The organism is Methylomonas sp. MS20 (assembly GCF_050275925.1).
GTDB lineage: Bacteria > Pseudomonadota > Gammaproteobacteria > Methylococcales > Methylomonadaceae > Methylomonas > Methylomonas koyamae_A.
On record NZ_CP189962.1, the window covers coordinates 2,876,227 to 2,889,655 of the forward strand.

General features: G+C 56.1%; 16 protein-coding genes. 1 reads left to right on the forward strand and 15 read right to left on the reverse strand.

Annotation, left to right across the window (positions count from 1 at the left end):
* Nucleotides 1-11: 11 nt before the first annotated feature.
* The 15 genes from rfaD to ACQE3D_RS12810 all read right to left on the reverse strand — a co-directional run bounded on the left by rfaD (nt 12) and on the right by ACQE3D_RS12810 (nt 12,471).
* Complete coding sequence (gene rfaD / locus ACQE3D_RS12740) at nt 12-953, reverse strand: ADP-glyceromanno-heptose 6-epimerase (RefSeq protein WP_313730206.1); 942 nt, start codon at nt 951-953, stop codon at nt 12-14.
* A gap of 6 nt (nt 954-959) precedes the next feature.
* Nucleotides 960-1,406, reverse strand: a complete 447-nt coding sequence (gene rplI, locus ACQE3D_RS12745) for a 50S ribosomal protein L9 (RefSeq protein WP_064029775.1) — start codon at nt 1,404-1,406, stop codon at nt 960-962.
* A 42-nt stretch (nt 1,407-1,448) separates the two neighbouring features.
* Nucleotides 1,449-2,357 (reverse strand): hypothetical protein, encoded by a 909-nt coding sequence (locus tag ACQE3D_RS12750; RefSeq protein ID WP_281020188.1) that lies wholly within the window; start codon nt 2,355-2,357, stop codon nt 1,449-1,451.
* A gap of 20 nt (nt 2,358-2,377) precedes the next feature.
* Nucleotides 2,378-2,608, reverse strand: coding sequence for a 30S ribosomal protein S18 (gene rpsR / locus ACQE3D_RS12755; RefSeq protein WP_013818223.1), 231 nt, complete (start codon nt 2,606-2,608; stop codon nt 2,378-2,380).
* Between the two features lie 18 nt (nt 2,609-2,626).
* Entirely contained in the window at nt 2,627-3,058 is a 432-nt protein-coding gene (gene rpsF, locus ACQE3D_RS12760) for a 30S ribosomal protein S6 (protein WP_064029780.1), read from the reverse strand.
* A 201-nt stretch (nt 3,059-3,259) separates the two neighbouring features.
* Entirely contained in the window at nt 3,260-3,646 is a 387-nt protein-coding gene (locus ACQE3D_RS12765; RefSeq protein WP_064029782.1) for a group III truncated hemoglobin, read from the reverse strand.
* Nucleotides 3,647-3,860: 214 nt separating this feature from the next.
* The gene (locus ACQE3D_RS12770; RefSeq protein ID WP_313730205.1) at nt 3,861-4,592 is read right to left on the reverse strand and encodes a YkgJ family cysteine cluster protein; all 732 of its coding nucleotides are present in this window, start codon (nt 4,590-4,592) and stop codon (nt 3,861-3,863) included.
* Between the two features lie 321 nt (nt 4,593-4,913).
* Nucleotides 4,914-5,060, reverse strand: a complete 147-nt coding sequence (locus tag ACQE3D_RS12775) for a hypothetical protein (RefSeq protein WP_157197905.1) — start codon at nt 5,058-5,060, stop codon at nt 4,914-4,916.
* A gap of 24 nt (nt 5,061-5,084) precedes the next feature.
* Entirely contained in the window at nt 5,085-5,702 is a 618-nt protein-coding gene (locus ACQE3D_RS12780) for a TonB-dependent siderophore receptor (RefSeq protein WP_313730204.1), read from the reverse strand.
* A gap of 25 nt (nt 5,703-5,727) precedes the next feature.
* Entirely contained in the window at nt 5,728-6,489 is a 762-nt protein-coding gene (locus ACQE3D_RS12785) for a TonB-dependent siderophore receptor (protein WP_313730203.1), read from the reverse strand.
* Between the two features lie 78 nt (nt 6,490-6,567).
* Nucleotides 6,568-6,801, reverse strand: a complete 234-nt coding sequence (locus ACQE3D_RS12790) for a hypothetical protein (RefSeq protein WP_313730202.1) — start codon at nt 6,799-6,801, stop codon at nt 6,568-6,570.
* A gap of 39 nt (nt 6,802-6,840) precedes the next feature.
* Nucleotides 6,841-8,121: a PepSY-associated TM helix domain-containing protein gene (locus ACQE3D_RS12795; RefSeq protein ID WP_313730201.1), complete on the reverse strand. Its 1,281-nt coding sequence runs from the start codon at nt 8,119-8,121 to the stop codon at nt 6,841-6,843.
* Between the two features lie 86 nt (nt 8,122-8,207).
* Complete coding sequence (locus ACQE3D_RS12800; RefSeq protein ID WP_313730200.1) at nt 8,208-10,685, reverse strand: TonB-dependent siderophore receptor; 2,478 nt, start codon at nt 10,683-10,685, stop codon at nt 8,208-8,210.
* A gap of 229 nt (nt 10,686-10,914) precedes the next feature.
* Complete coding sequence (locus ACQE3D_RS12805) at nt 10,915-11,874, reverse strand: FecR family protein (protein ID WP_313730199.1); 960 nt, start codon at nt 11,872-11,874, stop codon at nt 10,915-10,917.
* A gap of 63 nt (nt 11,875-11,937) precedes the next feature.
* Nucleotides 11,938-12,471: an RNA polymerase sigma factor gene (locus tag ACQE3D_RS12810; RefSeq protein ID WP_281020196.1), complete on the reverse strand. Its 534-nt coding sequence runs from the start codon at nt 12,469-12,471 to the stop codon at nt 11,938-11,940.
* A gap of 277 nt (nt 12,472-12,748) precedes the next feature.
* Between ACQE3D_RS12810 and ACQE3D_RS12815 the strand changes: the two genes are divergently transcribed.
* The gene (locus ACQE3D_RS12815) at nt 12,749-13,312 is read left to right on the forward strand and encodes a chorismate--pyruvate lyase family protein (protein WP_313730198.1); all 564 of its coding nucleotides are present in this window, start codon (nt 12,749-12,751) and stop codon (nt 13,310-13,312) included.
* Nucleotides 13,313-13,429 lie beyond the last annotated feature (117 nt).

The window sequence follows — 13,429 nt, forward strand, 5'->3', positions numbered from 1 at the left end:
GCGTTTTTATCTTAGCTGTTCAGCCATTGCATATATAAACGCACGCCTTCTTCGACGGTTTTAAACCGCAGGTCGCAACCGCTGGCGCGCAATTTATCGAGATTGGCTTCGGTAAAGCTCTGATAGCAACCTTTTAGGTGCTCGGGGAAGGGAATGTATTCGATACGACCGCGACCGTAATAGGCGATGACGGCGTTGGCGACATCGTTAAAGGTCTGGCTGCGGCCGGTACCGCAATTGAAAATACCGGAAACCGCCGGATGATCGAGGAACCACAAATTGACGTCGACCACGTCGCCGACGTAAACGAAGTCGCGGCGTTGCTCGCCGTTACCGTAACCGTCGCAACCTTCGAATAGCTTGATCGCGTCGGCTTGTTTGATTTGGTTGTTCAGATGAAACGCAACGCTGGCCATGCTGCCTTTGTGGGCTTCGCGCGGACCGTAGACGTTGAAATAACGCAACCCGACGACCTGGGCGGTCAACTGTGTTTGCCGGCGCAGGTATTGGTCGAATTGAAACTTGGAATAACCGTAGACGTTCAGCGGACCTTCGTAGGCCAATTCTTCCTTGAACGTCGGATCGGCGCCATAGGTCGCGGCGCTGGACGCGTAAATGAACGGGATTTTATGGCTCTGGCAATAATGAAACAGCGTCTTCGTGTATTCGTAGTTATTGTCCATCATGTAACGGCCGTCCCATTCGGTCGTCGCCGAACAAGCTCCCTGATGGAGAATCGCCTCTATCGCTTCGGCCCGGAACGCGCCTTGTTGGAGACGTTCCAGAAAAGTACTTCTATCCAGGTAGTCGGCGATCCGGCACTCGACCAGATTTTTATATTTGACCCCGTTGGTCAAATGATCGACCACCAAAATATCGTCGTAACCGCGAGCATTCAGCCCCAGCACCAGATTGCTGCCGATGAAGCCGGCCCCTCCGGTTACGACGATCATACCGGATTACTCGGCGACGACTTTGATCGGTAAGGTCACGACCACGTCGGCATGCAGGTTGAATGCGATGCCGTACTCGCCGATGTTGCGAATCACGCCGTTCGGCAAACGAACTTCGTGTTTCTCGACTTTAACGCCGGCCGCAGTCACCGCGTCTGCAATGTTGTGGGTGCCGACGGAACCGAACAGACGGCCTTCGTCGCCGGTTTTGTGAGCGATGACAATGCTCAATTTGCTCAAGGCTTCGCCGCGAGCGGTAGCAGCGGCCAATTTGTCGGCGGCTTGTTTTTCCAGTTCGGCGCGGCGTTCTTCGAATTCCTTGATTTTCGCTGGCGTGGCCAATACGGCCTTGCCTTGCGGAATCAAGTAATTTCTGCCATAGCCAGCCTTGATGCTGACTTTGTCGCCCAGGTTGCCCAAGTTGGCGGTTTTTTCCAGAAGAATGACTTCCATCTTAATTACCTCGTATCGACCATCGGTCGAAAATTAGGAGCCTCAGGCCCCGTTGGATTTGAATTTATTACGTAAGTCCAGCCAAGGATCGACGACGCCGCAAAGCGCGATTAACGCCATGACATGCGGAACGGCAACCAGCGTGATATATAACAGCGGCACCATGAAACGCGCCCAGTTACCGGCGGCGAATACCGCATGCAGCAAGGCCGTGCCTATCGTCGTGTACAACGCGAACAACACCAGCAATACGTTCCAGCTTAGCTCGGAGGCAAGCCCGGACGTGACCGAGGCGAAACCCAGCAGGGCCAAGGTTGCGAAAGCCAGCGGCCGGTGTCCGGCAAGAGCGATGAACTCGCTACGAAAGCCGCCGGGGTTATACAACAAGGCTTGCCACCAGCGCGCCAAAAACAAGCCCAGCAACAGACCGTAAATGCTGCCGGCCGCGATGACGCCTGTCATATAATGCGCAAACTTATCCGCCGCCTCTTTTACATTAACCGCTGGAATATCCGGTTTGGCGGCCAACATGGGTTGTATCAGCAATTCGAGCACGCCGCGCCATAAACCGGCGGGCTCGCTCAAAAACAAATACACGGCAATTACCGCCAAAATACCCAGACCCACCGCCGTTTCAACCGCCACGCTGAGTAACCGGCCTTCCCGCAGCACAATGGCAATCAGCCAGACCGGCAACCACAACACTAAGCCGTACAACAGTGCGAATTGGTAACCGCCCAGCAACACCAAGCTCAATAAGCCGGCTGCCAGACAGGCGCAAATCAGTACGTACAAACCTTCGCTGGCGCCTCGCCGCAACGTGACTAAAGCCACCGAGGCCGAACTTACAATACTTGCCGGAGGAAAAGGCAGCGATAGCAACGCGGCGGTGGATGCCACCGTCATTGCCGACATCCGTCCTTTCATGATGAAAGTCGCTAAAAACCGCACGCCGCCCTCCCCGGCGTCAATTATTTATGCGCGTCGCAGAACGGCAGCAACGCCAGGAAGCGAGCCTGTTTGATCGCCGAGGTCAGTTGCCGTTGATATTTCGCGCTGGTACCGGTGATGCGGCTTGGGATAATCTTGCCGGTCTCGGTAATGTATTCGCTGAGCAGATCGAGATCTTTGTAATCGATGACGATTGCGTCTTCGCCGCTGAAACGGCAACCCTTTTTACGTCTGATATTGTTACGTGCCATGTTATTACTCTCGATAAATTATTCGGAATCGGTCGCTGCCGCTTCGGTTTCTTCCACAGCGGGTGCTTCTGGCTCTTCCTGCTCTTCCTCGACTTCGTCCTTGCCGCGGCCGCCGGATTTTTGGCCGTCGCCACCGCTGGTGGCAATCGCGGAAGGCGCGGTCACGGCTTCTTTTTGCGCCAGGGTCTGGCTGCGCAGGATGGCATCGTTAAAACGGAAACCGGCTTCCAGTTCTTCGAGCGTGGCTTGGCCGCATTCGATATTCATCAGCACGTAATGGGCTTTGTGGATTTTTTTGATCGGGTAGGCCAAATGTCTACGGCCCCAATCTTCCAGACGATGGACTTTCCCGCCCGCCTCTTCGACGGTGGATTTGTAACGCTCTACCATAGCCGGCACCTGAGCACTTTGGTCAGGATGGACTAAGAAGACAATTTCGTAATGACGCATGATTTCTCCTTACGGTTTAAACAGCCTCCCGCCGTGGATTGGCGATGAAGCAAGGGATAGGACAAAATGCCCTAAAAAGCCGCCGATTATAGAAAACTTAAGCACTGTAATGCAAAGGTTTTATACACGGAGACCTAAAGCGGTCTCCGCTGATCGGTTTTAAAGGGTGGAAAGGGGTGATTTCCGGGCGAAGAACCCAGGCTAGCACGACTTGACTGGGTTGTAATCGAAAAACATGCCGTGTTTAAAACCTTCCGCCATCTGTTCCGCTTTGGCGATGGCCCGGCCGGCCGCTTCAGCCGGCAACGCTTCGACAGCGGTTTCCCTGAACAGCGCCAGCCAGCGATCGAAGTGTTCCAGCTTCAAGCGTAAACGGGCATGCACCGGGTAAGGCGTACCGTGGTAACGATCGGTCTGCAACAAGGCATGCGACCAAAAGTTTTCGACGATGCGATGGTGCGCGTCCCAGTCGTCGATGGCGGCGTCGAATATCGCCTGCAGTTCCGGGTCGGCGGCGGCCTTTCCGTAAAAGCGCCGCACCAAATCGGCGATGTGCGCTTCAGTTAAGGATTCATCAAGGGCATTCATTAGGGAATCTCGTTGTATTCGTAAGTAACACCGTACTGTCGTCATCGCACTTCAAGTTTCAGAGTCTTTTCCCGCACCCCGAGGTTGACGGAGCGGATGCGCCTCACTCTGAAATGCAAAAGGTATCGTCGCCAACTCCCACGCCGTTTTAAATCCGCTGCCGCCGGCATCGGCCGGCGCCGAGCGATCGTAACTAGCGCCCAACAGGCCAGACTCAGGCCAGCAACTTCAGCGTATCGAAAGTGCGCGCCATTTCCTCGCGCCCCACGTCGCCAGTCGCGGCCGGAAAAAATACGTCTTCACCCACCAGCCACGCCGCTTGACTATCCGCATCACCCAGCGCCATCGTCACCGCGCGGTTCAACTCGTATAACTCCCAGGCGTAACCGGCATCGCGCAACGCCGATTGCATCGCGTTCTGAATCAAACCGCGGAAAGTGCGGTGCGGCTCGGAAATCGGCACCCGATCGGCGCGACCGGCAAATGCATCGACGCAAGCGCGCCGGTCGTAGGAAGCGTGTCCGCGACAGGCCAATGGCCGCACTTGATAAATCGCACAAGCACCGCGCCGAATGAACGGGCAAGCCCGCCGCAACTTAACTCGCTCCGCTTCATTCAAGCCGGCGGTTTGACGATCGGCCTTGGCGAGTAGATCGGCCAGACCTAATTCGCTGTTCTGGCTCGCGGTCCAGCGAATATAGCGTGCGATCAACAACACCTCCGGCGCGGTCGCAGTGACCCGCAACGTGCAACAGGTGGCGCAGCCCTTGTCGCAAGCGATGGGCGGATGGCCTTCGGTTTCTTCGGCGACGTTACCGTCAAAGCTACTGAAGGCCTGGGACAATAGGCCGTCGATCAAATCCGGGCGGCCGCGCCGCGCCGCCAACGTGTCGGCAAACGCCTCGCTTTGCGCGGCGAAAAAACCCAAGCAATCGTCTTCGTTCATCCCGCCTCCCGGCACGCGTTACGGAGGGCCGTTGCCCCCTCGGTTAAATTACCACGCGTATTCTATGGGAAAGAACTGCTTTACGCCTAGAGGAGAAACCGGTAGTGGTTAATTCTACCTTGTCAGATTCTCGGTAGTGCTCGTCATTTCGGCAGGGATTGTCGAAATCCAGACCCCACGGACGGATCGAAGCTGCACTGGACGCCCGCATCCCGGCGGGTATGACGGCGTTGCTTAAATCTGAATAAAAGAGCGACTTCGACACTATATAGCTTGCTCCTTGCGCCAAACACAAACGTATCAGGCCGGCGGGGTGGTGGTTTAAAACTCCACCTTGACCATGCCCATCACCGTCGTCGGCGCGCCTGGCATGATGCCGTAACCAATAGGCACCAGCGATAAAGCGCCATTGGTACTTTCGTAATAGCCCTTGTCCAATATGTTGTAGACGTTGATTTGGGTGGTCAACTTGGTTTTTCCGACTTTGAAGCCCTAGCTGGCCATCAAGTCCACGGTCGCGTAACCCGGCAATTGAATATCATTGGTCAAATCACCTTCGCGCTGATCCCGCATCACCACGCCCGCGCCGAATTTCAAGCCGCGCAGAGCCGTGTCCTGCAATTCGTAGGTATTCCAAAGCGAGGCGGCGTTGCGCGGCACGTTGGGTAAGCGGTGGCCTACGTTGCCGGTACCGCCCGAGTTGTCGCTGTCGTTGATGACTCGGGCATCGACGTAAGCGTAATTGCCGATCACCCGCCAACCCGGCAATATCTCGTCGGCCACATCCATTTCCACGCCGCGACTGCGTACTTCGCCGATCGCCACCATCGCGCCGTTCAGCAAACCCAGGGGACTGGTATCCAGTATCGGCAGATTTTGCTTGGTAATCTCGAACCAGGCCAACGAACCGGTCAGCTTACCGCCGAACCATTCGGTTTTGATGCCGGCTTCGTATTGTTGCGCGGTCAAGGCCGGCAAGGGTTGCTGATTGGAATTGTGTCCTTGGCTCAAACCGAAGTTCTCGACGTAATTGCCGTAAACGCTGACTTCCTTGATCGGTTGCCAGACAATGCCGAAGCGGGGCTTGACCGCGGTTTCGGCGTTGGACACCGGCGTATAGGCTTGTAACGGCCGATTAGGATCGGCAAAGTGTAAGTCCTTGGCGGCTACCGATCGGCACGAACTGCGGATTCAAATCGCTGAGCGGCAAATACGAGATGTCGAAACGGTGATTGATTTTCCAATTGTCGTTAAAAGCGTGCGACCGGTCGAACCCAAAACTGATGCGTTCCGAATCCAGCTTGCTGTCGGGTCCGGACAGGCTTAGAGAATTGGCCGGCGCAACCGGTCGATTGCTGTTATTCGGCGCCAGGAATCCGTAGTCGGTGGCATTGTTGCTGCGCTGGTATTCCAGATGTAGATCCAAGCGGGCTCGATCGGAAATATTCCAACGCAGATTCGGCGCCAGAAACACCCGCTCGTGTTCGACAAAATCGCGATACGAACCGCTGTTCTCGTAGGCCAGATTGACCCGGTATAACAGCGACTTGTCGCCGGTGATCGGTCCAGTGCTGTCCACGGTGGTGCGATAAAAGTCGTAGGAACCGCACTGCTGAGCAACGGCGGTATACGCTTCATCCAACGGTTTTTTGGTGACCAGGTTGACGATGCCGCCAGGCTCCATCCGCCCGTACAGAATCGACGCCGGCCCTTTTAACACCTCCACTTTTTGGATATTCGCCAACTCGCGAAAACCGTCGGCAATACGGATGCTGGGCACCCGCATGCCGTCCCGATAGTAATCCTGGGGCACGAAGCCGCGAATCACCCAACCGTTTTGCTGGCCGTAAGCCGCGCCGACGCCGCCGGCCGGAATCACGTCGCTGACGTTCTCCAAGGCTTTATCCTAAAAAGAGCAGTTTGGCGATGAAAAATCCCGTTCGTCCTGAGCTTGTCGAAGGGCGCGCGGGATTTTTCATTCACCCGTTTGGTGAGTGTATTGCGAGCCGTCCATGCTTTGACGTTGCTCAGCACGAACGGCCCGCAATACACGCCAACTGCCCTTTTTAGGTTTATCCAATCTGACCGACTGCCGGTCTTCCAACACCTGCTTAGGGACGACTTGTATCGAAAACGGCGTTTCCATGACCGGCGTGTCGGTTTTGGTGGCAGTCGACGAGTTACGCAAGCGACGGAAGACTGGCCGCACGCTAAATCGTTTCGATGCTCGGACCAATCAAAACCGCCTTCATCGGCCCGACGTTACCGAACCAAGCACGCGCGAAATTCGTTTGGCCCGCCGTTTTTGGCGCCAGCGTATCACGCCGGTGACGAATAATACCGGACAAGCCAAACCGCTCGACAACACCAGAATCCGCCCCGGCCAGCCGAAGGCATGGCCGCTATGCAAGGGCCATTGCCAATCGTAGAAAACGTCGGCGTTGGAGCCGGTGCCGGAATCATAGACTTTCAGAATTTCGCCGTTGTATTGATCGACGGCAATCTCCCGATAGCCGACGAAGCGGCTTAATTCTTCGATGTCGCGCTTCATGACCCGGAACACGTCGGTTCTGTCTTTGGGGGCATTCAGCATCCATAGCCGGCCGCCGGGGTAGTTTTGCTGCACGATCGCTTCCACCCGCAACGAGCTTATCGCCACTTGTCCCTCAACCGGAGTGGCACTATCGATGGTTTCCGGAATACCGCTGTAGGCATTGGGCCGGGTCATCGTCGAGAACGGCTTGACTACTACGTCTACTCGCTCAGGCAGGGTCATGTAAATACCGGAAAACAATACCGGCAATAACACGATGCTGAAATAGAAGCCGGCGGTTTTATGCAGATCGAAGTTAAACCTGACCGAGCCCACCTTGGCTTTAAATGTCAGTGCTTGTCTGAATTTGCCGGTAAGCGGCCACCAGACGATCAAGCCGGTCAATACCGAAATAATCGAAAATGCGCCGAGAATCGCGACGATAGTGCCGCCGCTTTTGCCCATCAGCAAACACCAATGCAGTTGCATGATGAAACTGACCAAGGGCCGACCCCAGTATCGATCTTTCGGATGCCAGAGTTGTAAGCCCTGAACTCGCGCGGTGTAAGGATCGACGAAAATGTAATAGCCGTCACCCTTGCCTGACGGGGTTTGTTCCCGGACAAAATATAAAAATTTATAGGCAATATCGGCTTTGCGTGGGTAGTACACTTTAAAAAAGTGGCTGCCCGCCGGTTTAGCGTTTTCGGCCGCCGCGACTATGTCATCCAATGGGCGTAAATTGCGCCTCCCCTCGGCCGGTAAGGATACGACCGACAACTCCGGGTTCAAAATCTCCTGCAGTTCCTGGTAGAACACCAGGATGCCGCCGGTCAGACCGACAACGGCCAGCAACAATCCCGCGCTCAAGCCGAGATAAAGATGAAACGCCAGCCAGCGTTTCCGACGGGCTTTGAGCGCGTTTAAACGGCGGGCGGAAACTGCCGACGAAGCAAGCTCAGCCATTCGCGAGTAATTCTCGGATGCTGGTTTCATGGCGATTTTCATAAACGTCAATGACTGAAAAATACGACACGGCGTGTGAACATGCGCTTCGCGCACCCTCTTATACCGGTTCCCGATTAGAACTCGACCTTAACCGAACCCATGAAAGATCGAGGCGTGCCCCAGGTTGCACGGGTTTGAAAAGGCATCGCAAATCCGTCGTGGACATACTCCTTATCCAGCAAATTGGTCACGTTGAGCTGTAACGTGACATTGGTTTTCGCCACCGTCCGCGTGTAGGCCGCCAATAGATCGATGACGCCGTAACCGGCAAAACTAAAGTCGTGATTGTCGAAAGTGGCTTTCTTGTCGCTGACCAACTCCAAACCCGCCCCAACCTTGAATCCGCGCAGAGACTCCTGCTGGAAATCGTATGTCGTCCACAGCGTGGAAGTGTGTTTGGGAATGCCGCGAAAACCGCCGCCAACTCTGATGTTATTCGGGTTGTTTTCTTTAAGAACTTCGGTTTCGGTGTATGCATAAGTGGCGATAGCGTTCCATCCCGGCAAAATTTCGCCTTTAACATCCACCTCAACGCCTCGGCTTTGCGCTTCGCCAGTCGCAACCGCGAAGCTCGGATTGAGTAAATCGGTGGTCGCGATGTTCCGCTTGGTCAATTGATAATAGGCGACCGTACTGGTCAACCGATCTTCGAAAAATGCGGTTTTAAAGCCGACCTCCCACTGTTCCGCGGTTTCCGGCGGCAAAAACGATTTATCGCTGGTTAAATTGCCATTGGTGACGCCAAAGTTTTCGACGTAGTTACCATAGAGGCTCAGCCAGTGAATCGGCTGCCAAAGAACCCCCACCTGCGGCGTCACCGCATCGGCTTTCTGGCCGACGGTTCCGGCGAGCACGTCATACTGCTCCACATTCTGATAGCGGAATCCGCCCATGACGTGGACGTTATAAGGCAGTTTGATTTGATCTTGCAGATAAATCCCGTAAAAGTCGGTTTGGGTATGAAACGACTGGCTGGCGCGCGTCGTTGGGTCGATGGGCGGATTGCCGGTATGGACGGGGTTGTAAATGTCGATGGTGCTCGCGGCCGTGCTGCTGTAACCGACGGAATTGATGTCTTGCAAATAATAATCGCCGCCAATCAACAAGGTGTGTTTTAGAAATCCGGTATCGAAATGGCCGGTCAAATTGGTGGTCGTGAAATAGCTGTCGTTTGTGAAAAAGTCGCTGGTGAGTAAGCGTCTGTTCAGCGTGCGCTGGTCGGCTTGCAGCGTGCCGGGCAACATCACCACGCGGTCTCGATCCAACAACTGGATATTCAACTGCTCGGTCAATACCCAATCGTCGTTAAATTTATGAGTAAGATTCAAGCCGATCAGCTTGTCTTCGACATGGTTGCGGTTGTCCTCCATCAAATTCCGTTCGCGCGGAATGTCCGCCAAACGCGGATTGATCCAGGAGCCGTCCGCCCTGGTGCCGTCGATAATTAACGGTCGGGCATGCAGATCGTACACATTGTTTTCCTTACGGTACTCCAGCTCTAACAGCGCGGTCGTAGCTGGACTGATGTTCCATTGCAGTACCGGCGCAACGAACAGTTTGTCGTAATCGACGTTTTCCCGAAACGAACCGCTTTTTTCGAAGGCGAGGTTCATTCGGTACAGCAAATCTTTATTGTCGGTCACCGGTCCGGTGGCGTCGAGGCTGGAGCGGAACAAATCAAACGAACCGAATTGCTGCTGGAACGCGTAATACGCGGTATCCAGCGGTTTTTTTGTGACGATATTGAGCATGCCGCCGGGCTCGACGCGGCCGTACAACATCGCGGCGGGGCCTTTCAGTACTTCCAGACTTTGCACGTTCGCCATGTTTCGCGTGCCTTCCGGGCCGGATGCGTCGATACGAAAGCCGTTGCGAAACAAGTTGTAGTTATAGAAGCCGCGTATGGTCACTTGATCCGTCAAACCGCCCGCCGCCTGACCGGTGGTCACGCCGCTAACGTATTTGACGGCCTGATCGATTTTTATCGCTTGATTGTCATCCAACACCGCTTTCGGAATCACTTGGACGTTGAGTGGGGTTTCCATGATCGGCGTGTCGGTTTTGGTCGCGAATGAGGTGTTGGGTACCGAGTAATCCTTGTTGAATGGGTCGGTGGCGTCGTATTGTCTTTTGCCGGACACCATCACGGCGGACATGGTCGTTAAATCCGTGGAGCGTGAGCTTGGCGCTGTTTGTAAGGTCACGCTATTTCGGCCGGTTAAGCGATAGCTCAGTCCAGTCCCTCTCAACAATATCTCCAACGCCTGTTGCGGCAAGTAGTCGCCATTGACTACATTGGAGCGCGCGTTTTTCGCCAAACCTGCCGGAAAACCCACTTGCCAGTCGCTGGCCTCGATGAATGCGTTCAGCGCGTCTTCCAGCGCTTGCGCGGGGATCTGGAAATGGCGGACGGCGTCGGTTTGGCTGGCCGGTTCGGTATGGCCGGATTGGAACGGCGATAGCGTCAACATGCCGCCGAGGGTCAGCGCGATGGCCGCGCTCAAGCCGCGCGAACCTTGAGAATGGCGGATTTCAGTGGACTTTTCGATCATGATCTCTCCGGTATCGTTGGTAACGTAGACGGCGCCAATTCGGCGCATGGTTACCGAGACGTACCGGAAAGCGGATCACACACTTGCCAGATAAAATATTTTTGCCGCTTTTGCCGAAGGCACAGTTCGGCTCGGTCGGGAGAAGCCCAAATGCCGAGGACCGAGCCGAATGACCATGCGAAGACGCATGCTCCGGGCAAATACGATTTTTGGCGGGACGGCCTATGCCTTAGCGTTTTAACACCGTCAGGTACCCGTCCAAACCGTAGACTTTGGCGCCTGCGATGTCGGCCAGCGTGCGGACCAGCGCGGCGGTGTCCTGTAATTTGTAGTTGCCGGTGATCCGGATTTGCCCGAGGTCGGCGTCGGCAACGACGATGGCACCGGGATGGTAGCGGTCCAGTTCGGCGATGACATCGGCGAGCGATTTATCCTTGAAAATCAAGCGCCCCTTTAGCCAGGCAAAGCGTTGCTCCGCATCGCTGGCCGCCGGTTCCGATACGCCGGCCGCCGAAATGTCGCTGTGCTGACCGGCCCGTACGGTCCGGCTTTCGCCGCGTTCGGTGCTGCAAACGACCACACCGCTTTCGACGTCGACCGACGTGGTCGCGCCGTCGCGCACGTTGAAACGGGTTCCGACCACGCTGACCGAGCCTTGCGCGGTGCGCACCAGGAAAGGCCGGGCTTTGTCCGGTTGTACTTCGAAATACGCTTCCCCTTTCAACAAAGTCACGCCGCGCCGGCCGTCGGCGTAGTCAAGCTTTACCGCGCTGTCGGTATTTAAAATCAGCGCGGAACCGTCGGCGAGTATTTCCCGGCGCTGTTTGCCGGCCGCGGTGGCAACATCCGCGCGCAGCACGTCTATCCAGCCGGCGGCGAACGCCAGCCAGCCGCAAACCAGCATCACGCCAGCCGCTGCCGCCCAACCGGCCGTAAAGCGGCGGACCGGCACCGGCAACGGAATAGCCGCGTACTGCCCTAGTGCGACGGTCAAGGCCGACGAGTGCCACAGCGCTTCGGCGCGTTCGTAAGCCTGCCGGTGTTCCGGCGATTGGTGCAACCAATCGGCGAACTCCCGGCGCGCGCGGGCATCGGCCGGTTCGCCGCCTAGGCGAGTCAGCCAGGCCAAGGCCTCGCGGTCAAGGGCGGACAGCTCGGATGGAAATGAAGAATCGGTTGCGGTGGACATCGACGATTGGACGGAAGTGACGGCGGATAGTATCAGCTTAGCGGGTCGGCATGCATGCACGGCTCAGTCGGTACCGTTCATTTGCGCGGCCAGCAAATGCGCCAGCGCAACCTGGACGTTTTTCTCGACCGCGCTGCGGGAAATACCGAAATGCCGGGCAATGCGTTCGTAGGGCCAGTGGTGGAACTTGTGCATCACCAGAATTTGCCGGCGCCGTTCCGACAGGCCCTCCAGCGCTTTCATCAATAACGCGACCTGTTGTTGGTCTTCGACTTGCCGGTCCGGCGTTGGCGCGCCGGCCGGCAATCGCGCCAGCAGGTCGTCCTCGCCATCGTCATCGCGGTCGCGTTCGACGCCGGCTTGGCGCACCTGCTGCTTACGCAGATGGTCCAAGGCCAGATTACGGCCGATCTGGTACAAAAACGGCCTGGGAAAATGAATATCCTGGGATTGCGCGGTCTGGAGCAATTTCAAATACGCTTCCTGCGCCAAGTCCTCGGCGGTCTGCGGGCATCCGACGATCGTGAAGATTGAGTGAATCAAGGATTGCCGATGATCGCGAAACAAATCGCCGACATCGACCGCTATGCTGCTCATAATCTGAACTTGGAATTGACCGCAAACGGGACTGGACTAGAGGGTAAGCAATTCGCGGGCCGCCGTTAAACGCCACGAATCTTCGGCCAGCGGCAAGGTCGGCCGGCTAAACACTGTGTCATATGCCACAGCACCGAGGCATATGACACATGAAGAGCCTATCATTCCGGATTCAACCGAGAACGCCGCGTCGGCGGTGTTAAAATACGCTTTTCGACCACCGTCGCACTTTCCATTCGCATGATTGCCCGCATCGCATTAGTTCAAGAGGCCACCGTTGGCCAATAACAGTCGTTTGTTCGTCAAAGCACCGCTGTGGCTAGCGCGGAAATCCGCCGATCAACACCGTCTCCCTATCGATTTGCAATCCTGGCTCGACGAAACCGGCTCGTTGACCAAACGTCTGCGCGGGATTTACGGGCAGGATTTTGGGGTTTCGGTGTTGTTCAACCGCTGGCGGCCGGCCTTCATCGACGAATGCCGTTTGCTCGGCCTACCGACCGCACGTTATCAATTGGTCAGAGAGGTGATGCTGCATGCCGCCGGCCGACCGTTGGTATTGGCGCGGACGATTTTGCCGGAACGCACCATAGAAATTGCGCATCGCAATCTGTCCCACTTGGGTAACCGGCCTCTGGGAGAAGTGATTTTTGCCTATCCGGATCTGGAGCGGCGGCAACGCCAATTCAGCCGCGCGCCCGCGTCGAACTGGTCGCCGGCCTTGGCTCAAGGCTTGGAATTGCGCCAGCCGGTTTGGGGGCGCCGCACCGTCTACGCGATCCATCAGCAACCTCTGGTAGTGGCGGAATTTTTCTTGCCGGGCTTATTTTGGAAGGGCTGAGCAAGATGGGGAGGAAACGGACGACGTTGCTGATTTTTCCGGAACGATGCGGTTTAAATGGATTCCTCTGCCGGAAAACGTTCCCTTCGGCTCCGCTCAGGGAACGCCCTGCACGCC